General features: G+C 48.6%; 16 protein-coding genes. All 16 read left to right on the top strand.

The window, feature by feature from the left end:
- The first annotated feature begins 1164 nt into the window (after nucleotides 1-1164).
- The 16 genes from wecB (at nucleotide 1165) to KHP07_RS00120 (ending at nucleotide 20969) form a co-directional block, all read left to right on the top strand.
- Nucleotides 1165-2307, top strand: coding sequence for a non-hydrolyzing UDP-N-acetylglucosamine 2-epimerase (gene wecB, locus KHP07_RS00195; protein WP_214496698.1), 1143 nt, complete (start codon nucleotides 1165-1167; stop codon nucleotides 2305-2307).
- Between the two features lie 21 nt (nucleotides 2308-2328).
- The gene (gene wecC, locus KHP07_RS00190) at nucleotides 2329-3594 is read left to right on the top strand and encodes a UDP-N-acetyl-D-mannosamine dehydrogenase (protein WP_214496394.1); all 1266 of its coding nucleotides are present in this window, start codon (nucleotides 2329-2331) and stop codon (nucleotides 3592-3594) included.
- Nucleotides 3595-3680: 86 nt separating this feature from the next.
- A complete protein-coding gene (locus KHP07_RS00185; RefSeq protein WP_352152327.1) occupies nucleotides 3681-4940 on the top strand; it encodes an oligosaccharide flippase family protein in 1260 nt (419 codons plus the stop codon).
- An 87-nt stretch (nucleotides 4941-5027) separates the two neighbouring features.
- Complete coding sequence (locus KHP07_RS00180; RefSeq protein WP_214496392.1) at nucleotides 5028-6167, top strand: N-acetyl sugar amidotransferase; 1140 nt, start codon at nucleotides 5028-5030, stop codon at nucleotides 6165-6167.
- Complete coding sequence (hisH, locus tag KHP07_RS00175; protein ID WP_214496391.1) at nucleotides 6164-6769, top strand: imidazole glycerol phosphate synthase subunit HisH; 606 nt, start codon at nucleotides 6164-6166, stop codon at nucleotides 6767-6769. Before KHP07_RS00180 ends, hisH begins: the two co-directional genes overlap by 4 nt.
- A 3-nt stretch (nucleotides 6770-6772) precedes the next feature.
- Entirely contained in the window at nucleotides 6773-7552 is a 780-nt protein-coding gene (locus KHP07_RS00170) for an AglZ/HisF2 family acetamidino modification protein (RefSeq protein WP_214496390.1), read from the top strand.
- 134 nt (nucleotides 7553-7686) lie between these two features.
- The gene (locus tag KHP07_RS00165; protein WP_214496389.1) at nucleotides 7687-8439 is read left to right on the top strand and encodes a glycosyltransferase family protein; all 753 of its coding nucleotides are present in this window, start codon (nucleotides 7687-7689) and stop codon (nucleotides 8437-8439) included.
- Nucleotides 8440-8452: 13 nt separating this feature from the next.
- Nucleotides 8453-10588, top strand: a complete 2136-nt coding sequence (locus tag KHP07_RS00160; protein WP_214496388.1) for a bi-domain-containing oxidoreductase — start codon at nucleotides 8453-8455, stop codon at nucleotides 10586-10588.
- On the top strand, nucleotides 10585-12420 hold the full coding sequence (locus KHP07_RS00155; RefSeq protein ID WP_214496387.1) for a heparinase II/III family protein: 1836 nt from the start codon (nucleotides 10585-10587) through the stop codon (nucleotides 12418-12420). Before KHP07_RS00160 ends, KHP07_RS00155 begins: the two co-directional genes overlap by 4 nt.
- A complete protein-coding gene (locus KHP07_RS00150; RefSeq protein WP_214496386.1) occupies nucleotides 12417-13634 on the top strand; it encodes a glycosyltransferase family 4 protein in 1218 nt (405 codons plus the stop codon). The genes KHP07_RS00155 and KHP07_RS00150 overlap by 4 nt, the downstream gene beginning before the upstream one ends.
- Nucleotides 13631-14224 carry a sugar transferase gene (locus KHP07_RS00145; protein ID WP_214496385.1) on the top strand — a complete coding sequence of 198 codons (594 nt, stop codon included), beginning with the start codon at nucleotides 13631-13633 and terminating at the stop codon, nucleotides 14222-14224. Before KHP07_RS00150 ends, KHP07_RS00145 begins: the two co-directional genes overlap by 4 nt.
- 59 nt (nucleotides 14225-14283) lie before the next feature.
- A complete protein-coding gene (locus tag KHP07_RS00140; RefSeq protein ID WP_214496384.1) occupies nucleotides 14284-14928 on the top strand; it encodes an acetyltransferase in 645 nt (214 codons plus the stop codon).
- 10 nt (nucleotides 14929-14938) lie between these two features.
- Nucleotides 14939-15805, top strand: coding sequence for a 3-hydroxyacyl-CoA dehydrogenase family protein (locus KHP07_RS00135; RefSeq protein WP_214496383.1), 867 nt, complete (start codon nucleotides 14939-14941; stop codon nucleotides 15803-15805).
- A gap of 15 nt (nucleotides 15806-15820) precedes the next feature.
- Entirely contained in the window at nucleotides 15821-16999 is a 1179-nt protein-coding gene (locus KHP07_RS00130; RefSeq protein ID WP_214496382.1) for a DegT/DnrJ/EryC1/StrS family aminotransferase, read from the top strand.
- Between the two features lie 172 nt (nucleotides 17000-17171).
- The gene (locus tag KHP07_RS00125; RefSeq protein ID WP_214496381.1) at nucleotides 17172-19166 is read left to right on the top strand and encodes a polysaccharide biosynthesis protein; all 1995 of its coding nucleotides are present in this window, start codon (nucleotides 17172-17174) and stop codon (nucleotides 19164-19166) included.
- 21 nt (nucleotides 19167-19187) lie between these two features.
- Nucleotides 19188-20969 (top strand): alpha-L-rhamnosidase-related protein, encoded by a 1782-nt coding sequence (locus tag KHP07_RS00120; RefSeq protein WP_214496380.1) that lies wholly within the window; start codon nucleotides 19188-19190, stop codon nucleotides 20967-20969.
- Nucleotides 20970-21289: the final 320 nt, after the last annotated feature.

The following is a 21289-nucleotide window of genomic DNA, read 5'->3' as shown; positions in this document are numbered from 1 at the left end:
TGATTGCGGCGTTGGTGATCCTGGTGTTCGTGCTTGAGAATCAACAGTCGTTGGCTTTTTCTTTCTTGGGCTGGGTATCACCTCAAGTTCCCGCATCGGTGTTTGTAGTGGTGGCGCTGATTGTCGGGTTGTCCGTTGGGCCTTTGATCGCGCTCCTATTTAGGCGTGATGGGGCAGTTAACCGGCGCCAATAGTCGGTAGTGAATCTTAATGTGCTCATGGGCGCGTCGCTTTCGGTCTGGCTGATAGGCCTTGTGAGTTCTCGAAAACTATTACGCCCATTATCCATTTAATGACCGTTTTTCTGCACTCCGCGCTGTTTGATTCAGATGAGCCCGTCGGTGTGCGAACCTCAAAAACGAGATTGTGCATCAATCTTTGCCCTTCCTAGATTCCTTTCCAGTCCAATGGTGTCGAGCCTCATGCTTCGTGCTGTTTTGATCAGGTGATGACCTGGTAAGCCGCATTTTGACGTCGCCAGGTTTTGACATTCCTTCAAAAAAGTGTCTCGCGCGAGCAGGGTTTGCTGGCAAATGATGTTTCGTGATCAGCAGCCAGTACCATCGTCAGCGGTGAGCCATGTTCGCCCACGCCTGCATTCTGCTGAGCGTGACATATCTATCTGTGCAACCGTTGCACGCTTCGCCAGCCGTAGAAGGGTCTACAAAAAAGAGGGCTCGCGCGTTGTACCGGCCACTGCTGGTTATCGCGGGGCGCGCCCGCGCGTGAAGTAGATTCGATTCGCTTGTATACTGTGCTGCATAAACGCAGGAATGTCGCATGACCTCATATGAGGGTAGATATTGTCAATTTTTTGGCGGCTGACTGGATGTTTTGCGTTGATCTGCGATGTAATTCGTCAGTTTCCTACAAGACATACTGCGACTCAAATAACAGAGGCTAGGCAGTCAAAAGATCCGCGCCAACTCTAAGGTTCTCTATATCAATACGCCGTAAGTGTTTGGTTTTGCTCAGGCGCCTATTAGATAAGCACAGGCCTCTAATTTGCGTTTAAATTAGCTTGTTTTTTGAGGGCTCCCTCAGCTGATCATAAAGTGCTCCTAAGGGAGTAGAGTGATGCTTGGGAGCAACGTATTTATTCAGGAGAATCCGGTTGCGCGAGAGCATAGGTTGCTCAGCCAACTTCTTACCTTTGGGATGCAAATGTCGATAAAAGTGCTTTCAGTGTTTGGGACTCGTCCGGAGGCCATCAAAATGGCTCCTTTAGCATTAGCCTTGGCAACTGATGACCGTTTTGATGGTCGAGTTTGCGTGACAGCGCAGCACCGTCAAATGCTTGATCAGGTCCTGGAGCTTTTCAACCTGAAGCCTGACTACGACCTTGACATCATGCAGCCCGGGCAGGACCTGTCTGATATTTCTACTGGAATCCTGCTGGGGATGAAGGACGTATTTGCTTCATTCACCCCGGACATTATTTTGGTACACGGTGATACGGCTACGACGTTTGCGACAGCATTGGCTGCCTATTACCATAGAATTCCCGTCGCACACGTAGAGGCCGGTTTAAGAACCGGCGACCTTTACTCGCCGTGGCCTGAGGAAGGGAATCGAAAGCTGACCGGCGCTTTGGCAGAACTTCATTTTGCACCGACCGAGAACGCTGCACTAAACCTGCTCCGTGAGGGTATCGACCAAGCTGCTGTGCATGTAACAGGCAATACCGTTATTGACGCACTGCTCGAAATCGTGGCGAAACTGGAAGGCGATAGTTTGTTAAAAAGCCAACTCGATAAGCAATTTTCGTTTTTGGACAAAAGCAAAAAAACTATTCTGGTCACGGGCCACCGACGCGAAAGCTTTGGTGGAGGCTTCGAAAGAATATGTACTGCACTTGCTGAAACAGCACGTGAGTACCCGGATATCGAAATTGTTTATCCCGTGCACCTGAATCCTAACGTCAGAGAGCCAATAAATCGACTGTTGTCAGGGATCGCAAATATTCACTTGATCGAGCCCTTGGATTACCTGCCTTTTGTTTATTTGATGAACCGGTCGTATCTGATTTTGACTGATTCAGGTGGCATACAGGAAGAGGCGCCTTCTCTCGGTAAGCCTGTATTGGTTATGCGAGATACCACCGAACGCCCTGAGGCGGTTGAAGCAGGCACAGTAAAACTTGTGGGTACGGATGTTTTAACAATTAAAGACAATTTAAGTCGATTGTTAACCAATAGTGCTTTCTATGAGGAAATGGCGTACGCACACAATCCGTATGGCGATGGCCAAGCATGTAACAGAATCGTCGAGATTTTATTTAATAATTTTCACAAAGCCGATTGCTGATAATTGGTCAAGGATATATTTGTGTTTAAAACTATTTCGGTTGTTGGTCTCGGCTATATCGGTCTGCCTACTGCAGCCGTTTTTGCGTCTCGTAAAATTAAAGTAATTGGCGTCGATGTTAATACGGTTGCTGTAGAGACGATTAACCGTGGTGAGATACATATCGTCGAGCCCGACTTGGATATGGTCGTTCATGCTGCAGTCACTGAGGGGTATTTGCGGGCTACCTGTACGCCTGAGCCTGCTGATGCGTTCCTTATTGCAGTGCCCACGCCATTTAAAGCAGACCATGAGCCGGATCTTTCCTACATTGAGTCGGCCTGTAAGGCCATCGCACCTGTATTGAAAGCCGGCGATTTGGTGATTCTAGAGTCAACCTCGCCGGTCGGTGCAACGGAGCAGATGTCTAAATGGCTCGCGGAAATTCGCAATGATCTTACCTTTCCGCAAACCCACGGTGAAGCTTCTGACATCCGTGTAGCTCACTGTCCAGAGCGCGTGTTGCCGGGGCATGTACTACGTGAATTGGTTCAGAATGACCGAGTTATCGGCGGCATGAGTGATAAGTGTTCTAACGCGGCAGTCAGCTTATACAAATTATTTGTAGAAGGTGAGTGCATTGTCACTAATGCGCGTACAGCCGAAATGTGCAAGCTGACAGAAAACAGCTTTCGCGATGTGAATATTGCATTTGCCAATGAATTGTCGATGATTGCTGATAAGTTGAACATCGATGTATGGGAGCTTATCGCGTTAGCTAACCGGCACCCTCGGGTTAACATACTGCAACCAGGTCCCGGGGTGGGGGGGCATTGTATAGCCGTCGACCCATGGTTCATTGTAAGCAGTACGCCAGATCTGGCAAAACTTATTCGCTGTGCCCGCGAGGTAAATGACAGTAAACCTGAGTGGGTTATCAGCAAAGTTCAAATAGCCGTCGCGGAGCATCTACAGGCCAATCCTGATAAGTCTGCGAAAGATGTGACAATCGCATGCTTTGGTTTGGCATTTAAGCCCGACATTGATGACTTACGCGAAAGCCCATCCGTCGGTATCACGCTTGCATTGGCAAAAAAACACCCAGGTCGCGTGCTTGCCGTCGAACCGAATATAGAGAGATTGCCTGAATCGTTGACAAATTCGGTAGAGTTGAAGAGTGCCGATAGCGCGCTCCATGAGGCTGATATCGTCGTACTGCTTGTTGATCATAAAGCGTTTAAGGGAATACCAAAGAGTCGGCTTGAAACGCGCCAGATAATTGATACGCGCGGCATCTTTGGTCGTTAATTTTGTCATTATGAAATGCCTGTACCCATTCGTCATGGGCAGGCATTTTGTATTAATGGGTTTGGTCTGAGTATTGCCGTCGAGTTATGATATTGATACGTAAAAATCTGGCTAACATATTTTCACTTGCGTGCGTGCAGGGTGCGAATGCGTTGCTGCCCATTTTTATCTTTCCCTACGTATTACATCTGATTGGAGCTGAAAAATACAAGGACTTGGTGGTCTCTGAAGCCATTGGGCTCATTGTGCTGGCGATCGTACTTTACAGCTATGAGATTAATGGAGTTACGAGGTCCGTCCATGCATTGAAGCAGGAGGGCGTAGCGCTAGCATCCAAAGTGTTCAGTGAGGTGATGTGTTCGCGCCTTATTATATGGGCCTTCTGTGTCGGCATTGTGTTGATCAGTGGTGTGTTTCTTGCGCATGATGTTTACCTGGCCTTGTTGTGTTGGATGTTGCTTCCACTGGCATACATATTTCAATCCACCTATTTTTTTCAAGCTCTTGAAAATAATGTACCCGTCGCAGTGCTGTCGCTCGTCAGTCGCCTGGCCTGTTGTGGCATTGTATTTACTTATTTGAAGCCTTCCGATCCGACCTATTTTCTTCCACTTATAGTGGGGTGTAGTTATTTGGTCGGTGGGCTGTTTTCAACGCTGTACTTGTTGCTTGTTATAGGGGTTAAATTCACGTCCGTTTCCTGGAACAATATGTGGAATAGCTTGGTTGACGGGAAAGAAATTTTTTCCGGAAATTTTGCGGTTGTACTTTTTCGGGACTCAAACTTGTTGGTCTTGAGTTTTTTCGGGGTGAGCGCAGCATCCGTAGCCAGTTACTCAGTGGTAGAAAAATTTATCAAGGCATTTCAGGCCGTGATACGACCGCTAAACCAGTTTTTCTTTCCTCGTGTCATACACGCCGTATATGGGCGTCCGGAACCAGATAAAATAGCGCTCTATAGAATTCTGCGCCTAACTTATCTGCAGCTCATGATTCTTTTATTGATACTGCTCGCCATTGTTACTGTATGGGTGTTGCTGAACGATAAAGTCGCGTTTCTAAGTCGCTATCCCGATAAGCCACTCATGGCGAATCTATTCTTGCTGATGTCAGTGGGTGTGTTTTTCGGTGTCTCGAATTTCATGCTAGGGACCGCAGGTCTGAACAGTTTGAATGCAAAAAGGTACCTGGCCAAATCTTTGATTGCGACGGGCATACTTACCCTCACACTTTGTGTCGCGTCAACCAAACTTATTGGGGTTTATGGTGCCGCAGCCAGTTTTGTTTTTGGTGAAGTTATGTTGTTTCTTCTGATTCTGCGTAGGTACTTGAAAAGCGGGTGTTAGCGAAAAATTGAAACGGCGGCTCAAAACAATGCATAAAGTGCACTTTGAGACGCTTTGAACATATTACGAATTGGAGGGGGCTCTTTTATGAGTGGTCGGACATACCAAATCTGCAACAACTGCGTAATGGACACATCGGACGAAAATATTACGTTCGACGAAAAAGGGGTCTGCGACCATTGCAACGGCTTCTATCGTGACCTGCTGCCCCACTGGGACACCGGGGAAAAAGGCCGTCAGCAGATCGCGGCGATTTTCGAAAAGATAAAAGCCGATAACAAAGGAAAACCGTTTGATTGCATCATGGGCATGAGTGGCGGGCTAGACAGCTCCTACCTGCTCCATATTGCGGTGAAAGAATTTGGTTTGCGCCCGTTGGTGTTTCACGTCGATGGTGGCTGGAATTCACAGCTGGCGGTTCACAATATTGAAGTGATTGTGGAGAAGCTGGGCCTCGATCTTTATACTGAAGTAATCAACTGGGAAGAAATGAAAGACTTCCAGAGAGCTTTTTTTAAAGCCTCCGTGCCTCATATCGATATTCCTCAAGATCATGCTTTCATTGCAACACTCTATAAATTTGCAAATAAACATGGCATTAAATACATTTTGAATGGCGGTAACTATTCTACCGAGTGCGTACGTAACCCACTGGAGTGGATGTATTACGGCACAGATATGTGGCAGTTGAAAGATATTCATAATCAGTTTGGTGATCGACCTCTTAAAGATTATCCATTGAGCAGTATTTGGTTTCATAAAGTGTACTTGCGTTTTATCAAAGGCGTGAAAGTTGTCAAGCCGCTGAATTATGTCCCGTATATCCGTGAGGATGCTATTAAGACTCTGACTGAGGAGTATGGCTGGAAATCGTATCCAAGAAAGCACGACGAGTCACGCTTCACAAAATTTTATGAAGGGTATTGGCTGCCAAAGAAATTTGGTTATGACACTCGAAAAATTCAGTATTCGAGCTTGATTTTGACAAAGCAAATGACGCGTGATGATGCACTGTCAAAGTTGGCACTACCGGCCCATGATCCCGAAACGATAGACCAGGATTTCGAGTACGTGGCTAACAAGTTGGACATGACTGTAGACGAACTGCAGCGTTTGATGGAATTGCCTAATAAGTCTTACCGTGACTATAAGTCTCAACGGTATCTGTTTGATCTGGGTGCTAAGGTTATGCACTTCCTTGGCATGGAAAGAGCAATTAAGCGATGATAAAGGTTATCAACTATGGTTTGGGTAATATACTCTCTTTTATAAACTTATATAAAAGGTTGAACATCGAGTGTGGTGTTGCGACCTCTTCAAGAGAGCTTGAGGGTGCGACCCGTATTATTCTACCGGGTGTTGGGTCATTTGATCATGCCATGGACAGTTTGAATCAATCAGGCATGCGTCCCGCATTGGATGAGCTTATTCTTGAAAAAAAACTGCCGGTATTAGGTATTTGCGTTGGTATGCAGATGTTGGCGGGCTCTAGCGATGAAGGCCAGCGAGCGGGTTTGGGGTGGGTTCCTGGAAGCGTCAAAAAATTTGATCTTGAGCGTGTGAAGCAGTTACCGCATATGGGCTGGAACGACGTTGACCCTGTCGACGCTGAAGGCTTGTTCAAAGGATTTGGAGACTCATCAAAGTTTTATTTTTTGCACTCTTATTATTATGAGTGTGAGCAGCAGGCCCATGTTTTGGCCACCGCGAATTATGGCGCTGATTTCACGTGCGCAGTAAAAAATAATAATGTTCATGGTGTACAGTTCCACCCAGAAAAAAGCCACCAATATGGCATGAGTCTACTCAAAAATTTTTCGGAGTTGTAAGCCATGCTGCGACCTAGAATTATTCCCTGTTTGTTGATTCACAATAAGGGTCTTGTTAAAACGGTAAAATTCAAAGATCCTAAATATGTGGGTGATCCGTTAAATGCGGTGAAAATATTCAATGAGAAAGAAGTAGACGAGCTTATCGTTTTGGATATCGATGCTTCGGTTGAGGGGCGTGAGCCCGACTATGCGTTGATACAAAAAATGGCAATGGAATGCCGTATGCCTTTTTGCTACGGCGGCGGAATTTCCAATGCTGACCAAGCCAAAAAGATTATCGGTCTTGGTGTGGAAAAAATAGCACTGAGTACCGCCGCGGTGCTCAACCCTTCGCTGGTCAAACAGATTGCGGATGAAATTGGCAGCCAAAGCGTGGTTGTCGTGTTAGATGTTAAAAAGAAGTTGCTGGGTGGACGTTATGAAGTGTGGATCAATAACGGAAGAAAAAATACTGGCAAATGCCCAATAGAGCTCTCAAAGGTATTACAGGATTTGGGCGTTGGAGAAATTGTAGTCAACTCCATCGATGCTGACGGAGCAATGAAAGGCTATAATCTTGACATTGCAGAGAAAATTCACAAAAACATACATGTGCCGCTGACGATTTTGGGGGGGGCTGGTTCGTTGGATGATATTGGGGCGCTCATCAATAAGTTCGGAATTGTAGGTGCTGCTGTGGGTAGTCTGTTCGTGTTTAAAGGCGTTTATAAAGCCGTTCTGATAAATTATCCATCGCCTACGGAAAAAGACAATCTGCTCAAACGATACCTTTCACTATAGGTATGTAATGCTGATGCTGGACCGATTATGCAATGGTTTGAATGGATCCTTTACAGAAGCAGGGCGATATGAGAATTGCGATAATCTGTGTTTGCTACAACGCGTACGATCATCTGTTAGCGTACGCGCGCTCTTTGGAAGCTGCTATTTCAAATGCCGAAGGCGTAGAATTCTCTCTCGTCGTTGTGGACAACTCTACACAATTGACCGGGGCGGATACGCTCAGCCTCATCTCGGATATGAAATTCGATTACCACTACATAAAGTCAGGCAACGTCGGATATTTTCCCGCCTTTAAAAAAGGTGTGGATTTTCTGCCTTCGCTTTCTGAATTTGATTGTGTGGCGGTCTCCAATGTTGATCTAAGCGTCAGTGATGATTTTTTTGAATCGCTAACAGTGTGCTTGGGGGAGCTGCCGGATAACGTCGGTATCGTCGCGCCTGCTATCATTTCACAAGAACGCGTTGCTGACCTGAACCCCAAGACGTTGTATCGCCCCACCCGATTGTCTCTTCAGAAAAACATATTTATTTTCAAGCGCCTCTGGTTATTCCGGCTCTACAGAAAGCTGTCTGATCTGAAGGCTAGAAGACCGTTGATAAAATACCCTGAAGGAATGGAATTTTATTCTCCACACGGCTCATTTATTATATTTACGCGGCACTATTTTCTGAGCGGTGCTTCATATGATTACCCACAATTTCTGTTTGGCGAAGAAGACTTTGTTGCTGAAGAGTGTCGACGATCTGGGCTTAAGGTCAGCTATCAACCCAGCATAAAAATATCGGATTTTGACCACGGTTCTACATCACAAGAAAAGCTCAGTTTTATTGCGAACGAGCACGTTAAGTCAATCAAGTATATCGTTGACACTTATCACTCTTAATGGTTGGTGATTTATGAAGCAGATTTTGCAAGATATGGCCAAAGGCGGTACGACAATCGCTGAAGCCCCAGCACCACAGGTGTCCCGCGGAAGCGTTGTTATTAATACCCGCATCTCCCTGATCTCAGCGGGGACAGAACGTATGTTGGTTGGTTTTGGTAAAGCGTCTTACCTAGAGAAAGCGCGACAGCAACCAGAAAAAGTTAAGATGGTGCTCGAAAAAATCCAAACAGATGGACTGATGACGACCATTGAGGCTGTCCAGTCAAAACTCTCCCAGCCACTTGTTCTGGGGTACTGCAATGTCGGTATTGTCGCCGAGCTTGGAAGTGAAGTTGACGGTTTTAAAATAGGAGATCGCGTCGTTTCCAACGGCGCACATTCCGATATTGTTAAAGTCCCCAAAAACTTGTGCGCGCGCATCCCCGACAATGTTGAGGATGCGCAGGCAGCTTTTGTGGTTGTTGCCAGTATCGGCCTGCAAGGTATTCGATTGGCTGAGCCCACGTTGGGTGAGTCATTTGTTGTCACGGGCGTTGGTCTGATTGGGTTGCTTACGGTCCAACTTCTAATTGCGCACGGCTGCCGGGTTCTGGCGATTGATTTTGATGACTCGAAGTTAGAACTGGCTCGTCAGTTCGGCGCCGTGACATGTAATCCTGGAAAAGGCGAAGATCCCGTTGCCGCGGGTATGGCGTTCAGTCGAGGGCACGGCGTTGACGGTGTAATTATTACCGCGTCGACAAAGGTCAGTGATCCTGTTACGCAGGCTGCGAGGATGTCCCGAAAACGCGGGCGTATCGTGATGGTGGGGGTCACGGGGTTGGAGCTCAACCGTGCTGATTTCTACGAGAAGGAGTTATCTTTTCAGGTCTCTTGTTCATACGGGCCTGGGCGATACGACAGCAACTACGAGGACAGAGGGCAAGATTACCCAATCGGATTCGTTCGCTGGACTGAGCAACGCAACTTCGAAGCCGTCCTGGATATGCTTGCTTCGGGTCAGCTGAATGTAAAACCGTTGATCAGCCATCAGTTCAACTTTGAGGATGCTGAGCTAGCGTACCAGGCGTTGACGGACGATCGATCGGGCTTGGGTATTATTCTTGAGTACACATCAAACGTAGCCGAGAGAGCGATAAAAGAGGTTTCACTGAATCCGGCGGCTACGTTCAACCCGGAAGTACCCGTACTGGCTTTTGTTGGTGCAGGCAACTATGCCTCTCGAGTTTTAATACCCGCGTTCAAGGCGGCCGGCGCACAGCTTCATACAATTGTCACGGCGGGTGGTATTAGCGGAGTTATTCACGGTAAAAAAACCGGGTTTGCCAAGGCATCTACAGACTTGGAGGCAGCGCTTTCGGAGCCTGAAATCAACACCGTCGCGGTCGTGACTCGTCATGATACCCATGCTCGCTTTGTATCGCAGGCGCTTGAAGCAGGCAAGAACGTGTTTGTCGAAAAGCCGTTGGCTATTAGCCAGCTTGAACTTGAACAGGTACAGCAAGCCTATTGGCAGGCGCATGGACGTGGTTCATCACCCCACCTGATGGTGGGGTTCAACCGCCGATTTTCTCCCCAGGTCGCTAAAATGAAAACTCTTTTAGCTTCCGTCAAGGAACCAAAAACGTTTCTTTTGACGATGAACGCCGGAGCGATACCTTCCAATCATTGGACCCAGGATAACGCGGTGGGTGGTGGGCGTATTATTGGCGAGGCGTGCCACTTTGTCGATTTAATGAGGTTTCTGGCAGGCAGTAAAATTGTCTCGGTACAGGCCCGCCGGATGGGTGATAGCCCTGGTATCGAGATTGTCGAAGATCGGGCGTCGATCACGTTGGGATTCGAGGATGGCTCTTTCGGCACTATTATTTACACCGCCAATGGCGCGTCCAGTTTTCCTAAAGAGCGCGTGGAAGTCTTTACGGCTGGCAGAGTCTTACAGCTGGATAATTTTCGCAAGCTCAAGGGGTATGGTTGGCCCGGCTTTGCTAAGCTTAATCTTTGGAAGCAAGATAAAGGCCAGCATCAGTGTGCTCTCAACTTTATTGATTCCATCAAGACTGGCCAACCCGCAATTCCTGTGGACGAGATTTTTGAGGTGGCGCGCGTGACGATCGAAATTGCTGAATTACTGCGTGAACAATGAAATTACTTTTTGTTAAGTTCACGACAGCACTCTCTTTAGGTGTGCCGAACCTCGTTCGAGTGCTTTTTTATCGTCTCGGGCTGAAGCTGAAGTTGAATCCTATTTTCAAATTGGAAGGGGAGGCTCCTCAGGGAGCCTTCTTCTTTCCATCATCTCACCCGTCCAAAAAATTGGTTTCTCCCGGTCACTGGCACGGCAACGGCTTGTTATTTGGCTATATTCCGTATCCGGTGGGTGCACTCCCACCCGATTGGCATAAAAATCCAATTAATGGTGAGGTCATGGAGTACCAAGACCGGCCTTGGTGGGAAATACCTGACTTTGATCCCAAGGTTGGTGATATAAAACTAATATGGGAAGCCTCTCGATTTGATTGGGTGCTTTCGTTCGCGCAGCGCGTTAAAGAGGGGGATGACGTTGCACTTGAAACGCTTAATTCTTGGCTGAACGATTGGTGCGAACATAACCCACCTTATTTCGGTGCAAACTGGAAATGTGGTCAGGAGGCCTCGATCAGGGTCATGCATCTTGCCATGGCCAGTTTAATTATCGGTTCCTCCCACGATGTGTCAGCACCGCTACTTGAGTTGATCCGACTGCACTTATGCCGTATCGCCCCGACCTTGCAATACGCGATAGCGCAGGACAACAACCATGGAACGTCCGAGGCAGCGGCGCTTTACATAGGCGGTAGCCTGTTGGCTAGCCACCACATTGAGGGCGGTGCTGGTTGGCGACGCATGGGCGTCTACTGGTTAGAAAACCGGTCGAAACGGCTAATAGGCAAGGACGGCAGCTTCAGCCAGTACTCTGTTACCTACCATCGTGTGTTGCTTGATACTTTGTGCATGGTTGAGCTTTGGCGACTTAGCCGTGGTGATCAGCAATTTTCGACATTATGGAATTCGCGCGCTGGAGCTGCTACTCATTGGTTGTACACGATGGTTCGCGGCGCAAATGGGGATGCTCCAAATTTGGGTGCCAATGATGGTGCACGCTTACTTCCGTTGTTAGATGATGACTATCGGGATTTTCGGCCAGCCGTACAGATGTCGAGCCGCCTGTTTCTTAACGCTAATGCCTATCCTCCCGGGCCCTGGGACGATCGACTTGAATGGTTTGGCCTGTCGCGGGCAGCGTCTGATTTGGAACTACCTGCCAGTAGGTTAAATGATAGCGGCGGTTTAGCGGTGCTCCACGCAAGTGATGCGATGGTCGTCATGCGTTATCCGCGGTTTCGCTTCAGACCCAGCCAAGCAGACGCAATGCATGTGGATCTATGGAGGGGGAATACGAATCTGCTGCGAGACGCCGGAAGCTACTCTTATAACACAGAGCCTGTTTGGCAAAACTACTTCCCTGGTACCCAGTCTCACAATACCGTTCAATTTGACGGTCGTGACCAAATGCCACGATTGAGCCGTTTTCTTTTTGGTCGCTGGTTAAAGACCCGGGAACGGTCGCACATTCATGCGCAACAAACTGCAGTCAGTTTTTCTGCCTCATATATGGACAGTGAACGTTGCAGCCACAAGCGATCAATCCTCCTGGATAAGGGGGGGCTGAAAGTTTCTGACGAAATCAACGGGTTTAAAGACAAAGCCGTTCTTCGTTGGCGATTGTCTCCGGGGGTGTGGGTGCGAGAGAGCGATTATTCTTTTACGAATGGTAGAGATCGAATTTCGATAGAACCCACGATGTCGGTACGGCGGTGTGAGGTCATCGACGGGTGGGAGTCTCGCTATTATTTGCAAAAACACCTGGTGCCCGTTCTTGAGTTGGAAGTCACGCAGCCCGGGTCTTTAATTACGGAGTATCGCTGGGATTTATGAAAGTCATTTATTTTCACCAACATTTCTCTACGCCTAAAGGCACCGTTGGTATTCGCTCATACGAAATGGCACGGCGCCTGATTTTACGTGGGCATGAAGTAACGATTGTTTGCGGCAGTTATGGCGGCGGAGATACTGGGCTGGAGGGGCCTTTTCTAAGGCGCGTTCGCCGTGGGACCATTGACGGTATCAACATTATTGAACTTGACCTCGCTTATTCCAACAGTGACGGTCTTTTGTCCCGAGCGTTTACTTTTTTAAGGTTTGCTGCGTCCAGTGTTAAGATTGCGCTGACTGAACGTTATGATTTGATTTTTGCAACCACTACGCCTTTGACTGCTGGGATCCCGGGCATATTTGCACGCTGGCTGAGAGGCAAGAAATTTGTGTTTGAGGTGCGTGACCTATGGCCTGAATTACCTAGAGCCATGGGCGTTATACGTAATCCGATTTTGCTGAAAGCGTTGTCCGTGCTTGAGTGGGCGAGTTACCGTTCAGCTCATCGTGTAATAGGTCTATCACCAGGAATCGTTGAAGGTATTGCGCACCGGGGAGTGGACCGCTCAAAAATTGCACTGGTTCCCAACGGTTGCGATTTGGATATTTTTAATGAGTCTACGCAGCCCTGGCGTCCAGCGGGTGTGTCGCCCACGGATTGTGTTGCTTTGTTTGCAGGGACCCATGGCATGGCTAATGGTCTTGATGCCTTGCTTGATAGCGCTGTGGAGCTAAAGCGTCGCGGCCGAACGGATATCAAATTTGTACTGATCGGCCAAGGCAAGCTTAAGCCGGCCCTGCAGAGCCGAGCAGAGAAAGAAGGCCTTACCAATGTGATATTTCATGATCCGGTCAACAAGGCTCGCCTTTCCGGATTGATGGCCTCAACTGATGTAGGCCTGCAATTGCTGGCCAATGTCCCTGCCTTTTATTTTGGCACGTCCCCAAACAAGTTTTTTGATTACATCGCGGCGGGGCTCCCCGTTTTGAATAACTATCCTGGGTGGTTATGCGACATGATCGAAAAAAACGAGTGTGGCTTCGCCGTTCGCCCGGAGGACGCGTCGGGGTTTGCAGATGCCCTTGAGGCGGCGGCTGACGACCGCCAGGCATTAGCAGTGATGGGCCAAAACTCATTACGTTTAGCGCGTGAGGAATTTGATCGTGTACTGCTTTCAAACCGTTTCGCAGACTGGCTGGAAGGTGCTGTTAAATGATCAAGCGCATTTTTGATATAGTCGCGTCGACAATAGGCCTGATTATCCTTTCACCGGTCATTGCCTTTACGGCCTGGCGAATCAGGAAGCGACTGGGTTCGCCTGTCTTGTTTCGCCAGGTGCGACCGGGGCTCGGAGGAAAGCCGTTCGAAATGATCAAGTTTCGGACAATGCGTGACGCGGTGAACCGTGATGGAAGACCTCTACCCGATGCTGAGCGGATGACGCCGTACGGGGCTTTTTTGCGTGCAACTAGCCTGGATGAGTTGCCTGAGCTGATAAATGTCTTGAAAGGTGATATGAGCTTGGTGGGGCCCAGGCCGTTGTTGATGGAGTATCTGCCTCTATATTCGCCAGAGCAGTTTCGACGTCACGAAGTAAAACCAGGTGTTACTGGTTGGGCCCAAATAAATGGTCGGAATGAACTCAGCTGGGACGATAAATTTAAGCTGGACGTCTGGTATGTCAATAATCGCTCTTTCTGGCTCGATATTAAAATAATTTTCCTGACAGTAAAAAAGGTCGTCGTGCGTGACGGCATCAGTGCCGCCGGTGAGGCAACGATGAGCAAATTTACCGGTAACAAGTAACCCTCGTTGTTGATCAATACAGACGAGAGACGACGAATGTGGAAGTGGGCAGGTGTGTGATGGCAGATTGCAAGGAATTAGTAATTGTAGGCTTTAGTGGCTTCGGACGAGAGGTGTACCTGCTTGCAACTCGGCTGGGGATGAAGATTCGTGGGTTTCTCGATGATAACGTCGACAACCACGGAAAGGCCTATGGTAATACGGTGGTTTTATCCAGCGTCGATAGATGGACGGACTATTCTGATTGTGAGTTTGTAGTTGCGATTGGCAACCCTCGCGTCAGGAAGCGAGTTGTAGAGGCAATGGAAGTCAGGGGACGTCCTTCATACGCAACATTGATCGACCCTGCTGCGATTGTGCACGCTGAACATGTCCGGATAGGTAACGGCAGTGTCATCTGCGCGGGCACAATATGCACAGTGGATATCGAAATCGGCGATCATGTGATTGTGAATATTAACTGTACGGTAGGCCACGACACTGTTATCGGTGACTTTTCGACGGTTGCACCCATTGTCGCCATTTCTGGAAATGTGAGTATTGAAGAGCGCGTTGAGGTAGGCACCGGGGCGTCCATTCGCCAAGGCATTTCAATCGGCGCTGGCTCAATGCTGGGGATGGGAAGTGTACTGACGAAATCCATGCCTGCTCAGACTGTGTATTTTGGCAGCCCAGCCAAACTGATCAAAAATATTTCGGAATAAGGAAGTGCAAATGAGTGACCCACTTATTATTTCGACTGTTGGTGTTATTGGCACTGGCACTATGGGCAAGGGAATTGTTCAAATTTTGGCGCAGTGCTCGCACGTCAGTACTGTTATATGGAAAAGCAATTCCGTAGAAAAAGGCCAGCGCGCTTTTCTGGAGCTGGAAACGTTATTCAACCGGCTAGCCTCAAAGAGTCGGATTTCTAAAGAAGACGCCGCTGACTTTATCGGAAAAATATCGGTCGTCACGGATTTTCCAGCACTTTCAGATGCGCAGCTGATTGTTGAGGCAGTCTCAGAGGACATGGATGCTAAGCGCGAGGTTTTTGCGAAGCTGTCTCACGTGGTGGGCATTTCGACGATACTTGCCTCCAATACCTCTTCGTTATCGATAACAGAACTGGCGGGTATAACTAAATATCCACAGAATGTCGTCGGCCTGCATTTTTTCAACCCGGCAGCGCTCATGAGGCTTGCTGAGGTGATCTGTGGTCTTACGACCTCTTCGCAGACGATTTCCACGGCCATGGAATTTGCTAGAAAACTGGGTAAAGACCCTGTACTGGTAAACGAAGCGCCGGGATTTATCGTGAACAGAATGCTCATACCGATGATCAACGAGGCGATAGGCATTTTGGCTGAGGGTGTGGCTGAAGCTGAGGAAATCGATAAGGCCATGCGATTGGGCGCAAATCACCCCATAGGTCCTCTAGCCTTAGCGGATTTGATCGGTAATGATGTGAACCTCTCGATTATGGAGACGCTCCACAACGAGACGGGAGACCCCAAATATCGTGCTCACCCTCTATTGAGGAAAATGGTGCGCGCTAATCACCTGGGTCGGAAAACGGGCCAAGGCTTCTTCAAATATTAATCCGGGATTCGTCTGATGCTCAATTCGCAATTTTCGCCATGGCCATCTTTTACGGTAGAAGAAGCAGACGCCGTTCGCGAGGTCATCCTTTCCAATAAGGTAAACTATTGGACTGGTCAAGAAGGCCGAAAATTCGAGGAAGAATTTGCCCACTGGACTCGCACTCAGCATGCCGTTGCTGTCGCGAATGGCACCGTAGCACTGGACCTTGCACTCAAAGCACTGTCAATCGGGTCAGGGGACGAGGTCATCGTAACTTCGCGTACGTTTCTGGCTTCGGTTTCATGCGTGGTCCTTGCAGGAGCGACTCCTGTATTCGCGGACGTCGATCGAGACTCGCAAAACATTACCGCTTCCTCCATCGCGGCAGTTCTAACCGAGAAGACCAAAGCGATTATTTGTGTGCACCTTGCTGGCTGGCCATGCGAGATGGCGCCGATCATGCAGTTGGCTGAAACGCATGGTATTAAAGTCATTGAGGATTGTGCACAAGCACATGGTGCAACGTACCAAGGCCGTCCAGTTGGCAGTATTGGTCATATCGGCGCGTGGTCTTTTTGCCAGGACAAAATCATGACGACTGGCGGGGAGGGCGGGATGGTGACGACGAACGACCCTGATCTCTGGTCAACCATGTGGGCCTACAAAGACCATGGAAAAAACTGGACTGCCGTCTACGAGCGGCAGCACCCCCCGGGTTTTCGATGGCTCCATGATAGCTTTGGCACCAACTGGAGGATGCTTGAGGTGCAAGCCGTTCTCGGTAGGTTGCAACTCAAGAAGATGGCGCAATGGCATAAAATACGTTCCGAAAATGCCAGTAAAATCTGGAGCTGCGCTAAGGCGCTGAAAGGGCTGCGGGTGCCCAATTTACCGGATGATGTCAGTCATGCGGCGTATAAATGTTATGTATTCGTGCAACCCGAAATGCTCCGGCAGGGCTGGGACCGAGACAGAATTATCGCCAGCTTGGCGGAAAGAGGCGTTCCAAGTTTTTCAGGTTCCTGTTCCGAGGTTTACTTGGAAAAGGCATTTGATGGTACGTCTTTCAAACCTAAGGATCGCTTGCCGATAGCGAAGGAGCTGGGTGAAACCAGTTTGATGTTTTTGGTGCACCCTACATTGAGTGCGGCTGAGATAGATAAGACGTGCGATGCCTTGATTGCTGTAATGCACGAGGCGGCTGAAAACTAAGTTGTCGCGGTAGTTGTTAAGGCTGTTGAGTCGCTCTGCCAGACCCAGAGTGCGCTCACACAGCCCTATTTATTTTTCGCCTCACCGTAGTAATGAGGCAGCTGGTAGGGTGCTGCCCGCGCTAGCCGGTAGTAAAGGCAGTTATCAGCTTCCTGAAGGGGATAGAATCGAAATGGATAAAGTACGTAGCTTCTTATTGAATCTGCCGCGCAGAAAAAAAAGAATATTCCAATTATTGGCGGACGTCGTACTGATCTGGGTAGCGCTGTGGATGGCGTTTGTAGTCCGTCTAGGGTTAGACGAAATTAGCAACCCTTTCTTAATGCACACTTGGTTGTTTTTAAGCGCGCCAGCAGTCGCGATACCTCTATTTATTCGGTTTGGTATGTACCGCGCCGTCATGCGATATTTTGGCAATGATGCTCTGATCGCAATCATTAAAGCGGTGACTCTTTCTTCGTTAATTCTTGGGCTCATAGTTTATTGGTATAGCAATCATCAGAACGTAGTGCCTAGATCGATCGTGTTCAATTATTGGTGGTTGAGCATGGTCATGGTGGGTGGGCTGCGTTTAGCGATGCGCCAATACTTTTTAGGCGACTGGTTTGCAGCTTCACAGCATGTGCCCTTCACCAACCGGGATGATGGTATTCCCAAGGTGGCGATTTACGGCGCTGGAGCGGCAGGTAATCAGCTTGTGGCTGCCTTGCGTATGGGGCGGTTGATGCGGCCGGTGGCGTTTATCGATGATGATTCCAGCATCGCCAATAGCGTGATTGCAGGGTTGCAAGTCTACAAGCCTAAAAATATCCAAACGATGGTTGATGTTACCGGCGCTCAGGAAATTCTGCTTGCGATTCCTTCCTCGACGCGTGCACGTCGGCGTGAGGTACTCGATTATCTGGAAGGTTTCCCCCTTCATGTGCGTAGTGTGCCAGGCTTCATGGACCTGGCCAGCGGTAGAGTGAAGGTTGATGATATCCAAGAGGTTGATGTGGCAGACCTTTTGGGCAGGGATGCCGTTCCGGCGCAAGGCGAACTGCTCGAGCACTGTATCAAGGGTATGGTCGTGCTTGTCACCGGGGCGGGGGGCTCGATCGGTTCGGAACTGTGCCGTCAAATACTTCAATTACGCCCTACAGCGTTACTCCTTTTTGAACATGGCGAGTTCAATTTATATAGTATTTTTTCTGAGTTAGAACATCGGATACAACGCGAATCGCTACCCATTAAGCTGTTGCCGATACTGGGGTCAGTCCGTAATCAGGAAAAGATATTTGACGTGCTGAAAGCATGGAAAGTAGATACCGTTTATCACGCGGCTGCGTATAAGCATGTGCCCATGGTTGAGCATAACATTGCGGAGGGCGTGTTAAATAACATCAACGGAACCCTTTATACCGCCCAAGCCGCTCTTCGCGCAGGTGTTTCTAACTTTGTCTTGATTTCGACAGATAAAGCCGTCCGGCCGACAAATGTCATGGGGAGCACCAAGCGCCTTGCAGAGATGGTGCTTCAGGCGTTGAGTCGCGAAAAAGCGCCCGTGCTATACGAGGCACAAGACGCGGTGTCGACTATCAATAAGACCCGCTTTACGATGGTCAGGTTTGGAAATGTCCTCGGTTCGTCCGGCTCGGTAATTCCACTGTTTCATCGGCAAATCAAGTCAGGCGGTCCTGTAACGGTTACCCATCCCAAAATCACGCGCTACTTCATGACAATTCCAGAGGCGGCTCAGCTGGTTATTCAAGCCGGGTCGATGGGATTGGGGGGGGACGTGTTTGTTTTGGATATGGGTGCGCCGGTAAAGATAATTGAATTAGCCAAAAAAATGATTCATCTGTCTGGAATGAGTGTGCGTTCCGACGCTAACCCCCATGGCGATATTGCAATCGAATTCACTGGGCTGAGGCCCGGTGAGAAGCTGTACGAGGAATTGCTGATTGGTGAAAATGTCATTGCCACAGATCACCCAATGATCATGAGTGCCAATGAGGACTATATTCCCTGGGAACAATTAAAGCTCAAGTTGAGAGAGCTTAACTCTGCTGTGTCGAAGGATGATTACAGCAGTGTGAGGCAACTGCTCAGGGAAACAGTCAGTGGGTACTCGCCAGATGGAGAAATAGTGGATTGGATTTATCAACAGCGGCGATTGGATTCTTGACTTCTAAATAAGGTAGTGTCTATGCATGTTTCGCGTTTTTTACCACGGAAGGGAGGTGTTTATACGTGCCTCATTTTGCTGTGTTTGTTTTTCTTTGTGTGTGGTTTTTTTTATAAAAAAAGTTTAGAAGCGGACAACGTCGAAGCGCCTATTGTCAGTCTCGTTGATCTGCCGGACTTTAATATCGCTACCTCGGTAGATAAGATAACGATTGACTTGGGTAAGGTGTACTTCGCAAAAGTGGCCTTCAATGTCGATGCGGCTAATAGTGGATCTAAAATCCGACTGAAACTCAGAGAAAGCTCCGAGCCAGAGCCCCTTCCCAGTATTGGTGCTGAGCGGATTGGGGTGCGATTTTATGATACTGAAATCACGCTCAAAAAAGGCTCGCAGCCTGTAGCTCTTCCTCCAGAAGATGCGCGATTGATGCCTAGCGATATTGGTTCTGTCATGCCCTTCAGGTATATCGATATCTATGGTTGGAAGGGCAATTTTTCCAAGCAGTCCATTTCGATTCAGTATGCGCGTTCTTCCGCTTTTCAGCAGCAGGGGAAAATTTCGTTTACGGGTGATCCTTCTGCGCTTGAGCTCGATCGAATTATGCGCTTAATGGACCATACGATGATGGCGACTAGTTTTGCAGGTATTTTCGTCGATGGAGACAGGGAGCGCCTGCCTTATGAGGCCGATGCATATATCAACATGCTGGGTTGGTTCGCGCAGGTGGGCGAAGTTAGTGTTCCAAGGCGGACATTTGAGTTTCTGGTGAAAAACCCCACTTGGCCGACTGAGTGGCAGTCTCACATGATCTTGATGGCATGGGCTGACTTCATGCAAACCGGAGATAAGGAGTTTCTTCGTACGCATTATGCTTGGTTGAAACTGTTGACCCTCAAGGACGCCATCTCGGAAACGGGCATGGTGGATATCAGCAAGATAAAACCTGAGCTCAAGAAAGCACTCAAGGTAACGTACCCTATGGGTGACTTGGTTGACTGGCCACCCAGCCAGCGCGACGGCCATGAGATGGTCGCGAATAACACGGTAACTAATGCTTTTGTCTATGAGTCTATGCTTCGGATGGCCGACATCGCACACGCGTTGGATGAGGAGTCTGATCGTCAGTTTTTCACTGAGCAAGCTGAAAAGCTAAAGGCAGCAATTCGTGGAAAGGTTACCTTGAGCAATGGATTGTTTTCTGACGGTATAGGCTCAAGTCATACGTCTGCACACAGTCTATTTGTACCGTTGGATTTCGGGCTTGTAAATGAAGATGAGCGTCAGTTATTTTTAACCGAGATAAAAAAGAAAATCACCGCCTACGGAGGGGGGTTTCCGAGTTCCGTGTTTGCGGCCCAGTATTTATTGGAATCGCTCTTCAAGATGGGCGAGGATGATCTCGCATTGAGCTTGATTTTAAATGAGAGTGACCGTGGCTGGCTTAACATGCTCAATAAATACGATGCCACCATCACCCATGAGGCGTGGGACGTAAAATTCAAAGACAATGAAGATTGGACTCACGCGTGGGGAGCGGCACCCGCCAATATAATACCTAGGTACTTACTGGGGGTGAGACCGACTAAGGCGGGCTGGCAGAATTGGGAACTAGCTCCCTCCCGCGCGCTCCGCTTTTCGGCAGTCGCCACCCTCCCTACGCCAAAGGGGAACATTTTCTTGAATTTTGACTATCCTAAGCGCCTTATCAACGTGACGGTTCCAGTCGGCTCATCTGCGAAGTTCATTCACAATGGGCAATCAGCAGAGCTAGGGTCGGGGCAGCATCAACTGGACTGGAAATAATTATAGTGCGTGGACGCTGCTGATATATAAATCTTAAGGTCCGATGCTAGATATCTAGCATCGGATTTTTTATGTGTGTTCAGCATCAATTGCTCAACCTCATTGATCTTTCCAGCTTCTGCGACCTGAGTACGTTTGGCCAAATACTTCCATTGGAGCGTACGGTGTGAGCCGGATCTACTCATTCATGCGCGCCATTTGTCGGCGCGGCATGCTTGCCGACTCAGTACTCTGGCTAGTCCTGGCATGGCTTTATTTCGTGATGAGCGTACTGAGTGACCGTCAGACGACCCCTCCCATGATGCATCTGGCGACACTGA

The sequence above is a fragment of the Pseudomonas sp. VS40 genome (genome assembly GCF_018587885.1).
GTDB lineage: Bacteria > Pseudomonadota > Gammaproteobacteria > Pseudomonadales > Pseudomonadaceae > Aquipseudomonas > Aquipseudomonas pergaminensis.
The sequence above is the reverse complement of the archived record's forward strand: the minus strand, read 5'-3'. Positions and strand labels throughout refer to the sequence as shown.

Bases quoted from the DNA above. Each gene is read 5' to 3' on its own strand.
- KHP07_RS00130 (WP_214496382.1), top strand. From the start codon at position 15,821: ATGCTCAATTCGCAATTTTCGCCATGGCCATCTTTTACGGTAGAAGAA.
- KHP07_RS00125 (WP_214496381.1), top strand. From the start codon at position 17,172: ATGGATAAAGTACGTAGCTTCTTATTGAATCTGCCGCGCAGAAAAAAA.
- KHP07_RS00180 (WP_214496392.1), top strand. From the start codon at position 5,028: ATGAGTGGTCGGACATACCAAATCTGCAACAACTGCGTAATGGACACA.
- KHP07_RS00150 (WP_214496386.1), top strand. From the start codon at position 12,417: ATGAAAGTCATTTATTTTCACCAACATTTCTCTACGCCTAAAGGCACC.
- KHP07_RS00135 (WP_214496383.1), top strand. From the start codon at position 14,939: ATGAGTGACCCACTTATTATTTCGACTGTTGGTGTTATTGGCACTGGC.
- KHP07_RS00185 (WP_352152327.1), top strand. From the start codon at position 3,681: ATGATATTGATACGTAAAAATCTGGCTAACATATTTTCACTTGCGTGC.
- KHP07_RS00145 (WP_214496385.1), top strand. From the start codon at position 13,631: ATGATCAAGCGCATTTTTGATATAGTCGCGTCGACAATAGGCCTGATT.
- KHP07_RS00160 (WP_214496388.1), top strand. From the start codon at position 8,453: ATGAAGCAGATTTTGCAAGATATGGCCAAAGGCGGTACGACAATCGCT.
- KHP07_RS00120 (WP_214496380.1), top strand. From the start codon at position 19,188: ATGCATGTTTCGCGTTTTTTACCACGGAAGGGAGGTGTTTATACGTGC.
- wecB (WP_214496698.1), top strand. From the start codon at position 1,165: ATGTCGATAAAAGTGCTTTCAGTGTTTGGGACTCGTCCGGAGGCCATC.
- KHP07_RS00155 (WP_214496387.1), top strand. From the start codon at position 10,585: ATGAAATTACTTTTTGTTAAGTTCACGACAGCACTCTCTTTAGGTGTG.
- KHP07_RS00140 (WP_214496384.1), top strand. From the start codon at position 14,284: ATGGCAGATTGCAAGGAATTAGTAATTGTAGGCTTTAGTGGCTTCGGA.
- KHP07_RS00170 (WP_214496390.1), top strand. From the start codon at position 6,773: ATGCTGCGACCTAGAATTATTCCCTGTTTGTTGATTCACAATAAGGGT.
- hisH (WP_214496391.1), top strand. From the start codon at position 6,164: ATGATAAAGGTTATCAACTATGGTTTGGGTAATATACTCTCTTTTATA.